The sequence below is a fragment of the Streptomyces adustus genome, from assembly GCF_009377175.1.
Lineage (GTDB): Bacteria > Actinomycetota > Actinomycetes > Streptomycetales > Streptomycetaceae > Streptomyces > Streptomyces adustus.
Genome location: NZ_VJZD01000221.1, coordinates 1 through 15,822, shown reverse-complemented (window position 1 = coordinate 15,822; position 15,822 = coordinate 1). Strand labels below are relative to the sequence as shown.

Below are 15,822 nucleotides of genomic sequence, written 5' to 3'. Positions count from 1 at the left end.
CCCCTTTCCCTGTCCCGTACCGCGGCCTCCCCCGCCGCGGCCTCCCGTACCTCGCCGGGCCGCACCGCACCGGCCCGCACCCCGGTGGCCCGCGCGTCGGCGCCGTCGCCGGTCCCCCGGGTCGCGGACAGCGACCGGCGTCGCACGAGTGCCAGTGTCGTGCTGCGGTCGGTGCTGGAGCACGGACCGGTCGCGCGCAGCACCATCGCCCGGCTGACCGGGCTGTCCCCGGCGTCGGTGACCGACCATGTGGCCCGGCTCGCCGGGCTCGGGCTCGTCCGTGAGGCAGCCGCGCCCGGACGGTCCAAGGGCGCGGGGCGCCCGCACGTGCCCCTCGACCTGGACGACTCCCGGTTCGTGGTGGGCGGGGTGCATGTGGCGGTGCCGTTCACCACGGTCGCGCTGCTCGATCTGCGCGGGCGGGTGCTGGAACGCCGCGAGTTCAAGCACCGCGGCACCGAGCCGTACGAGGTGCTGGCGCGGGCGGCCGAGGGGCTGGAGGCGCTGCTGGCCGAGGCGGCGGACAGCCGGCCGCTGGGGGTCGGGGTCGCCGTCGGCGGCTGGGTGGACCGGGACTCCGGGACCGTGGTCGAGCATCCGCTGCTCGGCTGGCGCGAGGTGCCGGTGCGGGAGGTCCTCGCGGCGCGCACCGGGCTGCCGGTCCATGTGGACGGCCACGCGCGGGCGTTGGTCAACGCGGAGCGTCTGTTCGGGCAGGCGCGCGGCAGTCGCAGCGTGCTGCATCTGTTCGCGGGGAACGTGGTCGACGCGGCGTTCGCCACGCACGACGAGGTGCACCACGGCCCCCGTTCCCAGGCGGGATCCGTCGCGCATCTGCCGCTGGCCGGCGGCACCGAGCCGTGCGAGTGCGGCCGGACCGGCTGCCTCCAGGCCGAGTTGAGCGAGCGGACGCTGTGCCGACGGGCCCGGGAGGCGGGCCTCGACGACGGGGACAACCCGATGCGGGTGCTGGCCGCCGCCGACGCCGGGAACCCGGTGGCGGTCCGGCTGCTGCGGGAACGGGCGCGAATGACGGGACGGGCCGCGGGGCTGCTGCTCGACGTCCTCAACCCGGAGCGGGTCGTCGTCACCGAGGTGGGCGTGCTGTTCCGGGAGGACTGTCTCGCCGCGCTGCGCGACGAGGTGGGGCCGGAGCGGGCGGGGTGCGTCGCGCCCACCGGTTTCCGCGACCTGGTCCTGGCCGTGGCGGGCGGTGCGGTGGCCCTGGACGTCCTCTACCGGGATCCGCTCACCGCGTCGTCCGAATCGAATTAATTCAGAAACTCCGAATGTTGACAGGCCTCCCGGCCGGACAGGACGATGTTCGCATGAGCTGTCGCACTCTCTGTTGCTGACGCCCCGGTGCGCCGGGAGCGCACCCTTCTCGCTGTCTTCCCAGCTGTTTCCCGGCTGACTTTTCCACGCGGATTCCCCGCCCCGGCCCCGCCGTGCCCGGAATTCCGTACGCGCCTTTTCGACGCTTTCCCCTGAGGGGTACTCCCATGTCTTCGTCCTATGACCGTCGGGTTTTTCTCGCCTCGCTGCTCGGTGCCGCCGCCGGTGTCGCCGGGCTCAGCGGCTGCGCCGAGAGCAGCGCGGCCGCCACCGACCAGGGCGCCGTCAAGGCCCCGCTCGCCGACAAGGTGCCGGCCGGCACCAGCCTGAAGATCGCCTCGTACCAGAACGTGCAGCAGTTGCAGTTCGAGCTCGCGAAACTGCCCGCACTGCCTTTCACGGTGTCGAGCTGGGTGAACATCGGGGCCGGTCCCGATGTCATCAACGCCTTCCGGGCGAAATCCCTGGACCTGGCGAACAATGCGGGAATCCCGCCGATCCAGGCGCACTACCAGGGTTATGACGCGAAGATCGTCGCGATCAACGTCACCCGCAAGCCGAACTATCTCTTCGCCACCAAGCCAGGCAGCGACATTCACACGGTCGCCGACTTCAGGGGGAAGAAGCTGGCGTTCTCGCAGGGGCAGGCGCAGGGTGTCGTGCTGCTGCGGGCGCTGAAGAAGGCGGGCCTGAAGTACGACGACGTGACGCTGGTCCCGCTGACCAGCAACCAGTTCCTGACCGCGCTCCAGTCCGGCCAGGTCGACATCGCCCCGCTCGCCAACAGCCAGGCGCCGGCCTACCTCCAGCAGTACGGGTCCAAGGGCGCCCGTTCGATCAGCACCGACGTCGTCGACCTGCTCAACCTGCTGTGGGCGCCCGTGTCGGTGCTCGCCGACCGGGCGAAGGCGGCCGCGATCGCCGCTTACATCCCGCAGTGGGCCAAGGGCCAGGTCTGGCAGTACGAGAACCCCGACCGCTGGAACGAGGAGTTCTACGTCAAGACGCAGAACCTGACCCTCCCCCAGGCGCAGGCGATCACCGCGCTCGCCAACAAGCCGCTGTTCCCGCCGAGCTGGGACGAGGCGATCGCCTGGGAGCAGGAGACCGCCGATCTGCTCGCGGAGGGCGGCTTCGTGAAGAAGTTCGACGTCTCCTCCCTCTTCGACCACCGCTTCGAGGGCATCGCCGCGAAGTCCGTACCCGCCGAGTACCGGAGCTGACCGCCATGACCGTCACCACCCTGGACACGGCCGCCCCCGCCGCCGTGGCCACAGAGCAGCCGCGGCGGCGACGCCGGGGCCTCGCTCCCGGAAAACGCCTGCCCGCCGCCCGGCTGGCCGGGCCGCTCCTGCTGCTCGCCGTGTGGGCCGCCGCCTCCGCCGCGGGCCGGCTGGACACCGCCGCGGTCCCGGCGCCCTGGACCGTACTGGACACCGGAATCCGGCTGTGGACCGACGGGACCCTGCCCGCCGATGTCCTGACCTCCCTCGAACGCGCTGCGTACGGCTTCGCGTTCGGTCTGACCGCCGGGGTGGTGCTCGCGCTCGCGTCCGGTCTCAGCCGGACCGGGGAGGCGCTGATCGACGGGACCGTGCAGCTCAACCGGGCGATCCCGGTCCTCGGTCTGATCCCGCTGTTCATCCTGTGGCTGGGCATCGGCGAGACCTTCAAGATCGCGATCATCGCGATCGTCGTCTACATCCCGATCTATCTGAACACGCACGCCGCGCTGTCCGGCATCGACCAGCGGTTCGTCGAACTCGCCGAGGTGCAGGGCCTGTCCAGGCTGCGGTTCGTGCGGGAGATCGTGATCCCCGGCGCGCTGCCCGGGTTCTTCGTGGGGCTGCGGCTCGGTGTGACCGGCTCCTGGCTGGGCCTGGTGGTCCTGGAGCAGATCAACGCCACCAGCGGCCTCGGATACCTGATGTTCCAGGCCCAGAACTACGGCCAGTCGGACGTCATCCTCGTCGGTCTGCTGATCTACGGCGTCTTCGGCCTGGTCTCCGACAGCGCGGTCCGTCTCATCGAACGGAGGGTGCTGTCGTGGCGCCGCACACTGAGCAACTGACCCGTCCCGCCGTACGACTGCGGGGCCTGACCCGGTCCTTCGACGGGCGTACCGTCCTCGACGGCATCGACCTGGACATCCCCGCCGGTCAGTTCGTCGCCCTCCTCGGGCACAGCGGATCCGGCAAGTCGACCCTGCTGCGGGCCGTCGCGGGCCTGGACCACGAGGTCACCGGGAGCGGCGAACTCAGCGCGCCCGAGCGGGTGTCCGTGGTCTTCCAAGACTCGCGGCTGCTGCCCTGGCGCCGGGTGCTGGACAACGTACTGCTGGGGACGGACGGTGCGGACAAGGGGCGGGCGGCGCTCGCCGAGGTGGGTCTGGCCGGCCGCGAGCGGGCCTGGCCGAGCGAGCTGTCCGGTGGCGAGGCCCAGCGGGCGGCGCTCGCCCGCTCCCTGGTCAGGGAGCCCGAACTGCTGCTCGCCGACGAGCCGTTCGGCGCGCTGGACGCGCTGACCCGGATCCGGATGCACCACCTGCTGCGCGAGCTGTGGGAGCGCCACCGGCCGTCCGTGCTGCTCGTCACCCACGACGTGGACGAGGCGATCGTGCTCGCCGACCGTGTGCTCGTCCTCGACCGGGGCCGCATCGGCCTCGACCTGACCATCGACCGCCCGCACCCGCGCTCCTACCGGGACCCGCTGCTCGGCGAGTACCGGGAGCGGCTGCTCGCCGCCCTGGGCGTGACGGAGGACCTCGCATGACCCGGCAACTGCACCTGAACGCGTTCCTGATGAACACCGGCCACCACGAGGCGTCCTGGCGGCTGCCCGAGAGCGACCCGCACGCCCATGTCCGGCTGGAGCACTACGTCGGGCTGGCGCGGACCGCCGAGCGCGGCACCTTCGACTCCCTGTTCCTGGCCGACGGACCCCAGCTGTGGAACAGCGTGGGCCAGCGCCCCTCGGGGGCCCTGGAGCCGCTCACCCTGCTGACCGCGCTGGCGACGGCGACCCGGCACATCGGCCTGATCGCCACCGCCTCCACCTCCTACAACTCCCCCTACAACCTGGCCCGCAAGTTCGCCTCGCTGGACATCATCAGCGGCGGCCGGGCGGGCTGGAACATCGTCACCACCGCCGGCGCCGACGCGGCCCGCAACTTCGGCCTGGCCGCGGAGCCCGCCCACGCCGAACGGTACGCGCGCGCCGCCGAGTTCCTCGACGTGGCCCTCAAGCTGTGGGACAGCTGGGAGGACGACGTGGTCGTCGCCGACAAGGCCGCGGGGGTCTGGGGCGACGCCGCCAAGATCCATCCGCCCCGGCACCGGGGGACGTACTTCAGCGTCGAGGGCGCCCTCAACGTGCCCCGCACTCCGCAGGGTTACCCGCTGCTCGTGCAGGCGGGCTCCTCCGAGGACGGCAAGCGGTTCGCGGCCCGGTACGCGGAGGCGGTGTTCACCGCCCAGCAGACCCTCCAGGACGCGCAGGCCTTCTACGCCGACCTCAAGTCCCGTACCGCGGCGGCCGGACGCGATCCCGACGGGCTCAAGGTGCTGCCCGGCATCGTCCCGGTCGTCGGCTCCACGGAGGCCGAGGCGCGCGCCGCGGAGCGGGTGCTGGAGGAGCACATCGTGCACCGGCACGGGGTGGCCCACCTGGAGGGCCTGCTGCGCCTGCCGCCGGACACCCTCGAACTCGACGCCCCGCTGCCCTCCGATCTGCCGCCGGAGAGCGCGATCGAGGGCGCGAAGAGCCGCTACACGCTCGTGGTGGAGCTGGCCCGGCGCGAACGCCTCACCGTCCGGCAGCTGATCGGCCGGCTGGGCGGCGGCCGCGGTCATCTCACCTTCGCCGGTACGCCCGAGCAGGTCGCCGACGCGATCGAGACCTGGTTCACGCGCGGCGCGGCCGACGGCTTCAACATCATGCCCGCGGTCCTGCCCTCGGGTCTCGACGCCTTCGTCGACCACGTCGTCCCGGTCCTGCGCGCCCGCGGCCTGCTCCGCACGGAGTACGGACCGCGGCAGACCCTGCGGGAGCGCTACGGCCTCCCGCGCCCCGCCAACCAGTACACCGCCGGCGCACCCGCGCTCGTCTGAAGGGAACACCTGTCATGACCGACCTGCGTATCCAGAAGATCACCGCGAACATCGGCGCCCGGGTCTCCGGCGCGGACATCACCCGGCCGCTGGACGAGGAGACCGTCGCCGCGCTGCGCGAGGCGCTCAACGTGCACAAGGCGCTGGCCTTCGACGCCGAGGGCCTGGACGACGAGGGCCAGCAGGCCTTCGCGCGCCACTTCGGGGACCTCACGACCGCCCATCCGACCGTCGGCGCGGTCGAGGGCGCCCCGAACGTGCTGCCGGTCGACAGCGAGCGCGGCCGGGCCGCCAACCACTGGCACACGGACGTCACCTTCGTCCTCAACCCGCCGCAGGCCAGCACCCTGCGCAGCATCACCGTGCCGCCGTACGGCGGCGAGACGCTGATCGCCAGTTCGGCGGCCGCCTACCGTGACCTGCCCGAGCCGCTGCGCCGGTTCGCGGACACGCTGTGGGCGGAGCACACGAACGACTACGACTACGCCGTGCCGGATGAGGAGATCGACGAGGAGCAGGCCGCGCAGCGCGCCCAGTTCACGTCGATCAAGTACCGCACGGTCCACCCCGTGGTCCGCGTGCACCCGCTGACCGGGGAGCGCGGGCTGTTCGTCGGCGGCTTCGCGCAGCGGATCGTGGGGCTGTCGCCGGGCGAGTCGCGCAAGATCCTCGACCTGCTCCAGGCGTACGTCACCCGGCCGGAGAACATCCTGCGCTGGCGCTGGTCGGAGAACGAGCTGGTGCTGTTCGACAACCGGATCACCCAGCACTACGCCGTCGACAACTACGACCGCGCGCCCCGGCGGCTGCACCGGGTGACGGTCGCCGGTGACGTGCCCGTGGGCATCGAGGGCAAGGAGAGCTACACGATCGAGGGTGACGCCTCTCACTACACCTCGGTCTCGGGGTGACCGGAGGGCCACGGCGCGTGAAGTGAGTGTCCGAATATCGGGCACTCCTTCCCGGCAGTCGGAGGGCTGCCCAGACTGTGGGCGTTCGCAGCCCTCTCACGCACTGGACGAGCCGCGCCCATGCCCCACAACACCTCTGTCGAGACGCCGCCGCAGCAGGACCGGCGGGACGGCGACCCCTCGGCCTCCGGATCCCTCGCACACGGACTGAAGCAGCGCCATCTGTCGATGATCGCCCTCGGTGGCGTGATCGGCGCCGGACTGTTCGTCGGCTCCGGCGCCGGCATCGCCGCCGCCGGGCCGTCGATCGTCGTCGCCTACGCCGTCTCCGGCCTCCTCGTGATGCTGGTGATGCGGATGCTCGGCGAGATGTCCGCCGCGCACCCGTCCTCGGGCTCCTTCTCCGCGCACGCCGAGCGGGCGATCGGCCCCTGGGCCGGCTTCACCGCCGGCTGGTCCTTCTGGGTGCTGCTGTGCACGGCCGTCGGCCTGGAGGGCATCGGCGCCGCGAAGATCGTCACCGGCTGGCTGCCCGGTACCCCCGAGTGGGCCTGGGTGGCGCTCTTCATGGTCGTCTTCTGCGGGGCGAACCTCGCCGCGGTGAAGAACTTCGGCGAGTTCGAGTTCTGGTTCGCGGCCCTGAAGGTGGGCGCGATCAGCCTGTTCCTGGTGCTGGGCGGGCTGGCCGTGGCGGGCGTGCTGCCGGGCACCGACTCCCCTGGCGTCTCCCACCTCACCGACTTCCTCCCCAACGGCAGCGAGGGCCTGGTCATCGGCCTGCTCGCCTCGGTCTTCGCCTACGGCGGCCTGGAGACGGTCACCATCGCCGCCGCCGAGTCGGAGAACCCGGTCAAGGGAGTGGCGAGCGCGGTCCGTACGGCGATGTGGCGCATCGCGCTGTTCTACATCGGCTCGATGGCACTGATCGTCACCTTGGTCCCCTGGGACTCGAAGGAGGTCGTCGAGAAGGGCCCGTACGTCGCCGCCCTCGACCACCTCGGCATCCCGGGCGCCGGCCAGCTGATGAACGTGGTCGTGCTGGTGGCGCTGCTGAGCGCGATGAACGCCAACATCTACGGCTCCTCGCGCATCGCGTACTCGCTGGTGGAGCGCGGCCAGGGCCCGAAGGCGCTGGGCCGGGTCTCCGCCGGGGTCCCGCGCGTTGCCGTACTGGCCTCCTGCGTCTTCGGCTTCGCCTGCGTGGTCCTCAGCTACTGGCGGCCCGACGACGTCTTCCCCTGGCTGCTGAACATGATCGGCGGGGTCATCCTGGTCGTCTGGTTCTTCATCGCCGTCTCGCAGCTGCGGCTGCGCCGCCGGCTGGAGCGGGAGGCGCCGGACAAACTCGCCGTGCGGATGTGGGCGTTCCCGGTCCTGACCTGGGTGGCGCTGGCCGGGATGGCGGGGATCTTCGTCCTGATGGCGCGCGAGCCCGACACCCGCGTGCAGCTGTACGCGACGGGCGCGATGACGGTGTTCCTGGCGGCCGTCGGCTACGCCAGACAGCGGGCCCGCGCCCGGAGCTGAACGCTCCCTCGCCCGCCCTCACCCGGCCCTCACGCACCGAAAGGCCCTCGCGTCGAACACGCGAGGGCCTTTCCGTCGTCACGCCGTGCGCGCGACCACCGCCGCAACCACGACTGCGCGGTCGCGCCGGCGGTCGCTCAGAGGTCGCTCAGAGGTTGCTGAAGTCGGGGCCCTTGGTACGGGTGCGCTTGATCTCGTAGAAACCCGGGACCGAGGCGACCGCGAGGGTGCCGTCCCAGAGACGGGCGGCCTCCTCGCCCTGGGGCGCGGGAGTGACGACCGGGCCGAAGAAGGCGATCTGCTCGCCGTCGGGGCCGGGCACGGCGATGACCGGGGTACCGACGTCCTGGCCGACCTTCTCGATGCCCTCCTTGTGGGAGGCGCGCAGCTCGGCGTCGAACTCGAAGTCCTTCTGCTCGGCGTAGTCGATCAGGTCGGCGGGCAGGCCGACATCGGCCAGGGCGGCGGCGATGGCCTCCAGGGTGGGGCCCTCGCCGTTGTTGTGGAAGCGGGTGCCGAGCGCGGTGTAGAGCGGGCCGAGGACGTCGGCGCCGTGCTTCTGCCAGGCCGCGGTGACCACGCGCACCGGCTTCCACGCCTTGGTCGCGAGCATCTCCCGGTACTCCTCCGGCAGCTCCTCCAGCCGGTCCTCGTTCAGCACGGCCAGGCTCATGATGTGCCAGCGGACCTCGATGTCGCGGACCTTCTCCACCTCCAGCACCCACCGGGAGGTCATCCACGCCCACGGGCAGAGCGGGTCGAACCAGAAGTCGACGGGGGTCTTGGCGGACACGGCAGCGGTGTCGGACATGGCTCTCCTCAGGATGCGGGGTTCGCAGGCGGCAACACCGGCCCGTGCCGCCGCATTCCCTCGTGCCCGGCGTCAGGGGCGCATGGCAGGATCGGTCCTGTTCCGTCGTGTCCAATGACGTGTCCGACACATCCAGAGGGAGTACCCGTGCCCGGTGAGAATCTGACCCGCGACGAAGCCCGGGAGCGGGCCGCCCTGCTGTCCGTCGACGGGTACGAGGTGTCCCTCGACCTGCGCTCCGCCGTCGGCGACGGGGACGAGGAACCGCGCACCTTCCGCTCGGTGACCACGATCCGCTTCCGGTGCGCCGAGCCCGGCGCGTCGAGCTTCGCCGACCTGGTCGCACCGGGCGTGACGGCCGTCTCGCTCAACGGCCGCGACCTCGACCCGGGGGCCGTCTTCGACGGGTCGAGGATCCTGCTGGAGGACCTCGCCGCCGACAACGAGCTGGTCGTCGACGCGCAGTGCGCGTACTCCCGCACCGGCGAGGGCATGCACCGCTTCGTCGACCCCGAGGACGGCGAGGTGTACCTGTACACCCAGTACGAGCCGGCCGACTCCCGCCGCGTCTTCGCCAACTTCGAGCAGCCCGACCTCAAGGCCCCGTTCCGGTTCGAGGTGCGGGCGCCGGAGGGCTGGACGGTGTGGAGCAACGGGGCCGGTGAACTCGCCGACGGGGTGTGGCGGTTCGCCGAGACGAAGCCGATCTCGACGTACATCACCTGCGTGACGGCGGGCCCGTACCACTACGTGACCGACTCCTACTCGCGCACGTTCGCCGACGGCACGACGCTGCGGATCCCGCTCGGCGCCCTGTGCCGCAAGGGTCTGGCGCCCTACTTCGACTCCGACGACGTCTTCCTGGTCACCAAGCAGGGGCTGGACTTCTTCCACGACCACTTCGACTACCCGTACCCGTTCGGCAAGTACGACCAGGCGTTCGTGCCGGAGTACAACCTCGGCGCGATGGAGAACCCGGGCCTGGTGACCTTCCGCGAGGAGTACATCTTCCGCGGGAAGGTGACGCAGGCGTCGTACGAGGCGCGGGCCAACGTCATCCTGCACGAGATGGCGCACATGTGGTTCGGCGACCTGGTCACCATGGTGTGGTGGGACGACCTGTGGCTGAAGGAGTCCTTCGCCGACTTCATGGGCACCTTCGGCAACGTCGGCGCGACCCGCTTCACCGACGCCTGGATCACCTTCGCCAACCGTCGCAAGGCCTGGGCCTACCGCGCCGACCAGCTGCCCTCCACCCACCCGATCACCGCGGACATCCGCGACCTCCAGGACGCCAAGCTCAACTTCGACGGCATCACCTACGCCAAGGGCGCGAGCGTCCTGAAGCAGCTGGTGGCGTACGTCGGCCAGGACGCGTTCCTGGAGGGCGCCCGGCGCTACTTCAAGCGCAACGCCTACGGCAACACCCGGCTGGGCGACCTGCTGTCGGTGCTGGAGGAGACCAGTGGACGGGACATGGCCTCGTGGGCCCGCTCCTGGCTCCAGACGGCCGGCGTCAACTCGCTGACCCCGCAGGTGCTGCTGGACGCGCAGGGCCGGGTCGCGGAGCTGGCCGTGCTCCAGGACGCCGCCGAGTCCCACCCCGAGCTGCGCCCGCACCGGGTGGCGATCGGCCTGTACCGGCGCACGGCGGACGGCGCCCTGGAGCGCTACGCGCGCGCGGAGGCGGACGTCGAGGGCCCGCGCACGGTGGTGGCGGAGCTGGCCGGGGCGCAGGCGCCGGAGCTGGTCCTCGTCAACGACGACGACCTGACGTACTGCAAGATCCGCTTCGACGACACCTCGCTCCAGACGCTGCGCGCCCACCTCGGCGATCTCACCGACCCGCTGGCCCGCGCCCTGTGCTGGTCGGCGCTGTGGAACCTGACCCGGGACGCGCTGCTGCCGGCCCGGGACTTCGTCGACCTGGTGCTGCGCTTCGCGGGCCGCGAGTCGGACATCGGCGTGCTCCAGATGCTGCACGCGTGGGCCGACTCCGCGCTGGTCAACTATGTGGCACCGCAGTGGCGCGAGACGGGCGAGCGGCTGCTCACGGACGGCGCGCTGACCGAGCTGCGGTCGGCCGAGCCGGGCAGCGAGCACCAGCTGGCGTGGGCGCGGTTCTTCGCGTCCGTGGCGTCCGCCCCGGCCGATCTCCAGCTGCTGAAGGACCTGCTGGAGGGGACCGAGGAGATCGAGGGGCTGGTGGTCGACCAGGAGCTGCGCTGGGCGTTCCTGGAGCCGCTGGCGGCGCACGGGGTCGCGGACGAGAAGATGCTCGCCGCCGAACTGGCCCGCGACGACACCGCGTCCGGCAAGCGTCACCAGGTCCGCTGTCTGGCCGCCCGCCCCTCGGCGGCGGTAAAGGCGCAGGCCTGGGCGCAGGTGGTCGAGTCGGACGCGCTGTCCAACGCGCTCGTCGAGGCCACGATCGCGGGCTTCGCCCAGCCCTCCCGGCGGGAGCTGCTCGCGCCGTACACGCAGAAGTACTTCGCCGTCATCGACCGGGTGTGGTCCGAGCGGTCCATCCAGATCGGCATGGACGTGGTGCGCGGCCTGTTCCCCGCGCTCCAGGACTCCCAGGAGACGCTGGACGCCGCCGACGCCTGGCTGTCGGCCCACGAGAAGGCGGCTCCGGCACTGCGCCGGCTGGTGCTGGAGGCGCGGGACGACCTGGCGCGCGCGCTGCGCGGACAGGCCTGCGACGCGGCGGCCGGCGCCTGACCGGCCCAGGGACCGAACACTCCGCAGTCATTAAGGAATTCAGCAAATAGCCGTTACGGAATTCAGGCAATAGGAACCGTAACCCCTGGTCCGTCCCGAACGGACCAGGGGTTTTCCGCGCCTTTTCGGCACCCGAACACCCGTCCTTTAGGGCCACCTTGTCCATATTTGTCGACAGGTGTGTAACAGGGGTTACGGGACGGACCGGGCGCGGGAACCTCCGGGTCATGAACCACAACACCCCACTCCCCCCACTCTCCCCCCGCACCGTGCGCCGCCTGTCCGAGGCGCACCGCCGCGTCATGACGGCCCACCAGCTCCGCGCGCACGGCGTCTCGGCCGCCGAGGCGAACGAGCAGTGCCGCGCCCGCGGCCCCTGGCAGCAGCTCCTGCCGGGCGTGTTCCTGCTCCGTCCCGGCCCACCGACCAGCGAGGAGCGGCTGCACGCGGTGCTCATGTACGCGGCCCGCGAGTCGGCGCGCCCCGCGGTGCCCGCGCAGCCGGGCGCGGACGAGCCCCACCGTCCGCACTACGCCGACGCGATGATCACGGGTCTGGCCGCCCTGACCCTGCACGGCTTCGCCGGCACTCCCCCGCTGCCGTCCCTGGAGCAGCTCGACGTCCTGGTCCCGCGGCTGCGGCGGCTGCGCTCCGCGGGCTGCGCGCGGATCGTGCGCACCGCGGACCTGCCCGTCCCGGACCAGGTCACGGGCCTGCCGGTGGCCCCGGTCCCGCGCGCCCTGGCCGACGCGGTGGCCGAGATCGCGGACGCGGGCGCCGTACACCGGCTGCTGACCGAGGCGGTTCGCGGCGGCCACTGCGAACCCGCGGCCGTCGTGCGGGAGTTGAACCAGGCGGGACTGCTCGGCCGGGCGCATGTGGTGGACGCCGTGGACTCGCTGCTGGCCGAGCGCCGGGCGATCGCCGAGGGCCGCCTGTACCGGATGGTCCGCGCGTACGGTCTGCCCGACCCCGTCTGGAACGTCGACCTGCGGCTGCCGGGCGGTCCGCACCTGGGCGGCCTGGACGCCTACTGGCCCGAGCAGGCGGTGGCGGTGGAGCTGGACACCCGCGCCCCCCGTCAGGACGAGGACGCGCTGTGGTCCGAGTACGCCCGCAAGCGCGAGCACCTGGAGCGGCTGGGCATCACGGTCGTCCATGTCGCCCCGAAGCGGCTCAGGGACGCGATGGAGGAGCAGGCGGCGGTGGTCCGTACGGCGCTGATGGCGTCGCGGGACCGTGAGCCCGCCGCGCATGTCGTGGTGCTGCCCCGGTAGTGACGGACCGGGCCGGCACCAGGAGGGGGGAGGAGGGGCCGCCGGACCGAGCCGGCGGCCCCTCCTCGTACGGTCGGCGGGCTCGTACCGTCCGCGTCCCCTCGGCGATCGCCGTCCTACAACGTCTCCGGGAGCGACGGGCGGGTCACGCCCGCGTGCACGCGGTCGATCAGCTCGGCGTACGACGCGATCATGCGGGTCCGGCTGAAGCGCTCACGGCCGGCCGCCAGGGCCGGTGCGAGGGCGCCGCGTCCCGCGACCGCCTCGTCCCAGGCACGGGCCACGGCCTGCGGGTCGGGCGGGGTGACGAACCCGAGCCCGCTCACGATCGCCGCGCTGTCCCCCACGTCGGTGGTCACCGGGATCGCGCCGCACATCATGCCCTCGATCAGGCACAGCGGGGCCGCCTCGCCCCAGGCCGAGGTCAGCGCGACCACGTCGGACGCGGCGTACACGACCTCCATGTCGCGCCGCACCCCCAGCAGGTGCACCCGCCCGGCCGGCGGGCGCTCGCCGCCGAAGGCGTCCGCGATGTCCGCCCCGAGCTCCGGGTTGGCGTCGGTCATGCCCGCCCCGCACAGCAGCACATGCCCGTCCGGACGGTCGCGCAGCCAGGCCCGGGCGGCCCGCAGGAACAGCGGGACGTTCTTCATCGCCGCGTACCGGGCCGCGAGGACGACCACCGGTGCCGCGTCCGGGATGCCGAGCTCGGCCCGCAGCGCGATGCGGCGGGCCGGATCGGGCCGGAAGCGCACCAGGTCCACCCCGTTCGGGATGACGTGCAGCAGCTCCGCCGGGACCCCGGCCGCCTGGTACGCGGCCCGCGTGGACTCGGCGCAGCAGACACAGGCCGCCACGGTGCCGTCGGCGATGGCGGTCCGCAGTTCGTCCAGCGCCGGACCCTGGTTCTCGGGGTCCGAGCGGTGCAGCGCGACCACCACCGGGCGGCGCGGCAGGCCCGCCTGGTTGAGCAGGGACAGGGGCTGCTCCTTGAGCGACAGGATCACGTCGACGTCCGCCATCGCCCGCGCCGTTTCGGCCAGTTCCGGGCCGCTGAAAACGGCCGAATCGCCTCTCACGCCGAACGTACGGCCGAGGGAGCCGACCCCGACCCCGGCCGCGGTCAGCGCCCGGTAGCAGGCGTCGTCCTCCATCCGCTGCCGGGTGGCCTCACGGTGCACCTCCGCGTACACGCTCAGGACCCGTTGATACTGGCCTCCTTCTCGCAGCCCCAGCACGACATCGCTGTGCACGATCCGGGCACCGCCGGAGAAGAAGCCTTCGTAGACCGACAGCACCCGCAGTCCGCGTCCGGTACGCACACGACCACCCGCCTTGCACACATATCAAGCCATCCCCCGTGAACTGCGGGTTAGCCGATATGAGGCGATACCGACATTGCCTGCGCGTGAACACCGTGCTTCGTGTCCGTGGCAGCTCATCGACACGTCCACTCCCGCCCCGGGGCTCCGCGCCACGGCGCCGCCCGGCCGGCGCGGCGGTCACCCACCGCGTCGACCGGACCGCGCTCAGCTCTTCTTCAGCACCAGTTCGGTGTTGCGGTCCCGGGCCTCGCCGGCCCGCTCCGCGCGGGCGCCGGGAGTGTTGAAGGCCAGCTCGCGGTAGAGGGCCGCGAGGCCGGTCTGGGAGAGGTCGGTGAAGTCCGTGCGGTGCGGGGCGGCGGACTCGATCAGGGTGGTGAAGACGGACAGGGTCCCGTCCTTGTTGTCGGTGAGCTCGATCACCCGGGCGAGCTGGGGGTGGTCGACGTGGGAGGCGGTGGAGATCTCCCAGAAGGAGTGCCCGGCGGCGGACGTGTGCGAGGTGATCACGTTCTTGTGGATATGGCCGTTCACCCAGGCCAGCACGTTGCGGTGGCGGCCGAGCAGGGAGACCACCTCGGCGCCGGAGTGCCGGGCCTCGTGCGGACGGGCCGGGTCGGGCCGGGTGTTCGTCATGGTGCCGCTGGTGTGGTGGCTGAAGACGATCACGTACGAGTCCGCGTGCTCCCGCAGGGTCCGCTCCAGCCACTTCAGCTGGGCGGTGCCGACTGAGCCCTCGTAGTGGCCGCCGGGGTCGGTGGTGTCGAGGCTGACGCCGAGCACGTCGTCGGCGACCCGGAAGCTGTAGTACTGGGTGCCGGCCGCCAGGTTCGCCGCGGAGTAGCCGTGCCCGACCGGGCCGGGACCGGTGTACGCGGGGTCGAGATGGGCCTTGAGGTAGTCGGCCGGGGTGTAGGGGGCGCGGCGCTCGTCCGGGGTGACCGCGCGCATGTCGCGGGCGTGCGCCTTGAGCAGGTCGCCGAAGGCCGTGCCCTTGGGGTCCGTGGCCCCGGAGATGAACCGCTCCAGCTTCTCCCCCTCGGCCGGGTCGAGCGTCATGAGTTTGCGGCCGCCGACCGCGTACTCGGCGAGATAGGAGTCGCCGTGCCCGTAGCAGCCCAGCGGCAGGGCGTCGTGGTTGCCGACGGTCGAGTACCACGGCAGGCCGAGTCCGGGGCTGTGCAGTTCGCGGGTGGCGGCGGCGAGGAAGCCCGCCAGGTGCGGGAAGCCGCGCTGCTTGTCGGCGTCGCGCAGGGCCTGGTCGGGCTGCCAGTACAGCTTGAGGCCGCTGTTCTGGACGCCCTCGTAGTGCCGCGGGTCACCGGAGTTCGGGGTGATGCGACCGCCGCTCATGACGGTCAGGAACCACTCCAGCTCGGTACGGGCGTTGTTGTCGGTGTTGTCGCCGGTGGTCATCGCGAAGTGCAGCGGCGAACCGGTGACGGGCGCGCCGCGCAGCGCGTTGACGCGCTCGACGAGGGAGACGGCGCCGTGCACCGTCAGCGCCTCGTGCGGCCGCCAGCGGCTGACGTCGGCCGAGCGCAGGAACTCCAGCCGCAGCGGATGCTGACTGTCGATCAGGTGGAGGTCGGTGAGCTGCACGAAGGCGGCGAGCGCGGTACGACGGTCCGCGCGGCCCGCCTTGGGGGCGGCGAGGTCGTCGCGGACGACGCGCCGCCAGCCGGGGCCGTCGCCGAGCCGGCGGTAGCCGGAGGCGGTGCGCGGGGCGGCGACGCTCGCCAGGGTGGTGCCCCGGGTGTACGGGGCGAGGGCGGCGGCCGTGGCGGGGCGGGACGAGGCGACGGG

The 15,822-nt window shown here is 72.2% G+C and carries 12 protein-coding genes; 9 read left to right on the top strand and 3 right to left on the bottom strand.

Annotation, left to right across the window (positions count from 1 at the left end):
• The first annotated feature begins 84 nt into the window (after positions 1 to 84).
• The 7 genes from FNH09_RS36010 (at position 85) to FNH09_RS35980 (ending at position 7,882) form a co-directional block, all read left to right on the top strand.
• Positions 85 to 1,275: an ROK family protein gene (locus tag FNH09_RS36010; RefSeq protein WP_162469620.1), complete on the top strand. Its 1,191-nt coding sequence runs from the start codon at positions 85 to 87 to the stop codon at positions 1,273 to 1,275.
• A 227-nt stretch (positions 1,276 to 1,502) separates the two neighbouring features.
• On the top strand, positions 1,503 to 2,558 hold the full coding sequence (locus FNH09_RS36005) for an ABC transporter substrate-binding protein (RefSeq protein WP_152894090.1): 1,056 nt from the start codon (positions 1,503 to 1,505) through the stop codon (positions 2,556 to 2,558).
• A 5-nt stretch (positions 2,559 to 2,563) separates the two neighbouring features.
• Positions 2,564 to 3,406 (top strand): ABC transporter permease, encoded by an 843-nt coding sequence (locus FNH09_RS36000; RefSeq protein WP_152894089.1) that lies wholly within the window; start codon positions 2,564 to 2,566, stop codon positions 3,404 to 3,406.
• The gene (locus FNH09_RS35995; protein ID WP_162469618.1) at positions 3,382 to 4,107 is read left to right on the top strand and encodes an ATP-binding cassette domain-containing protein; all 726 of its coding nucleotides are present in this window, start codon (positions 3,382 to 3,384) and stop codon (positions 4,105 to 4,107) included. The genes FNH09_RS36000 and FNH09_RS35995 overlap by 25 nt, the downstream gene beginning before the upstream one ends.
• A complete protein-coding gene (locus FNH09_RS35990) occupies positions 4,104 to 5,444 on the top strand; it encodes an LLM class flavin-dependent oxidoreductase (protein WP_152894088.1) in 1,341 nt (446 codons plus the stop codon). The genes FNH09_RS35995 and FNH09_RS35990 overlap by 4 nt, the downstream gene beginning before the upstream one ends.
• Positions 5,445 to 5,458: 14 nt before the next feature.
• On the top strand, positions 5,459 to 6,355 hold the full coding sequence (locus FNH09_RS35985) for a TauD/TfdA dioxygenase family protein (RefSeq protein WP_152894087.1): 897 nt from the start codon (positions 5,459 to 5,461) through the stop codon (positions 6,353 to 6,355).
• Positions 6,356 to 6,475: 120 nt separating this feature from the next.
• Positions 6,476 to 7,882, top strand: a complete 1,407-nt coding sequence (locus FNH09_RS35980; RefSeq protein WP_152894086.1) for an amino acid permease — start codon at positions 6,476 to 6,478, stop codon at positions 7,880 to 7,882.
• Between the two features lie 148 nt (positions 7,883 to 8,030).
• On the opposite strand, the gene FNH09_RS35975 is transcribed toward FNH09_RS35980, so the two are convergent.
• Positions 8,031 to 8,693: a mycothiol-dependent nitroreductase Rv2466c family protein gene (locus FNH09_RS35975; RefSeq protein WP_152894085.1), complete on the bottom strand. Its 663-nt coding sequence runs from the start codon at positions 8,691 to 8,693 to the stop codon at positions 8,031 to 8,033.
• Positions 8,694 to 8,840: 147 nt separating this feature from the next.
• Between FNH09_RS35975 and pepN the strand changes: the two genes are divergently transcribed.
• Both pepN and FNH09_RS35965 read left to right on the top strand, forming a co-directional pair.
• Positions 8,841 to 11,417 (top strand): aminopeptidase N, encoded by a 2,577-nt coding sequence (gene pepN / locus FNH09_RS35970; protein ID WP_162469617.1) that lies wholly within the window; start codon positions 8,841 to 8,843, stop codon positions 11,415 to 11,417.
• A 227-nt stretch (positions 11,418 to 11,644) separates the two neighbouring features.
• On the top strand, positions 11,645 to 12,694 hold the full coding sequence (locus FNH09_RS35965; protein ID WP_152894083.1) for a hypothetical protein: 1,050 nt from the start codon (positions 11,645 to 11,647) through the stop codon (positions 12,692 to 12,694).
• A gap of 116 nt (positions 12,695 to 12,810) precedes the next feature.
• Here the strand turns inward: FNH09_RS35965 and FNH09_RS35960 are convergent, their stop codons facing one another.
• Positions 12,811 to 13,992, bottom strand: a complete 1,182-nt coding sequence (locus FNH09_RS35960; RefSeq protein WP_162469619.1) for a glycosyltransferase — start codon at positions 13,990 to 13,992, stop codon at positions 12,811 to 12,813.
• Between the two features lie 231 nt (positions 13,993 to 14,223).
• The coding region (locus FNH09_RS35955) for a TIGR03767 family metallophosphoesterase (protein ID WP_152894082.1) at positions 14,224 to 15,822 on the bottom strand (1,599 nt) is incomplete at its 5' end.

Coding starts and splice junctions, on each gene's coding strand:
- FNH09_RS36000 (WP_152894089.1), top strand. CDS start 2,564: ATGACCGTCACCACCCTGGACACGGCCGCCCCCGCCGCCGTGGCCACA.
- FNH09_RS35990 (WP_152894088.1), top strand. CDS start 4,104: ATGACCCGGCAACTGCACCTGAACGCGTTCCTGATGAACACCGGCCAC.
- FNH09_RS36005 (WP_152894090.1), top strand. CDS start 1,503: ATGTCTTCGTCCTATGACCGTCGGGTTTTTCTCGCCTCGCTGCTCGGT.
- FNH09_RS35985 (WP_152894087.1), top strand. CDS start 5,459: ATGACCGACCTGCGTATCCAGAAGATCACCGCGAACATCGGCGCCCGG.
- FNH09_RS35980 (WP_152894086.1), top strand. CDS start 6,476: ATGCCCCACAACACCTCTGTCGAGACGCCGCCGCAGCAGGACCGGCGG.
- FNH09_RS35965 (WP_152894083.1), top strand. CDS start 11,645: ATGAACCACAACACCCCACTCCCCCCACTCTCCCCCCGCACCGTGCGC.
- FNH09_RS35975 (WP_152894085.1), bottom strand. CDS start 8,693: ATGTCCGACACCGCTGCCGTGTCCGCCAAGACCCCCGTCGACTTCTGG.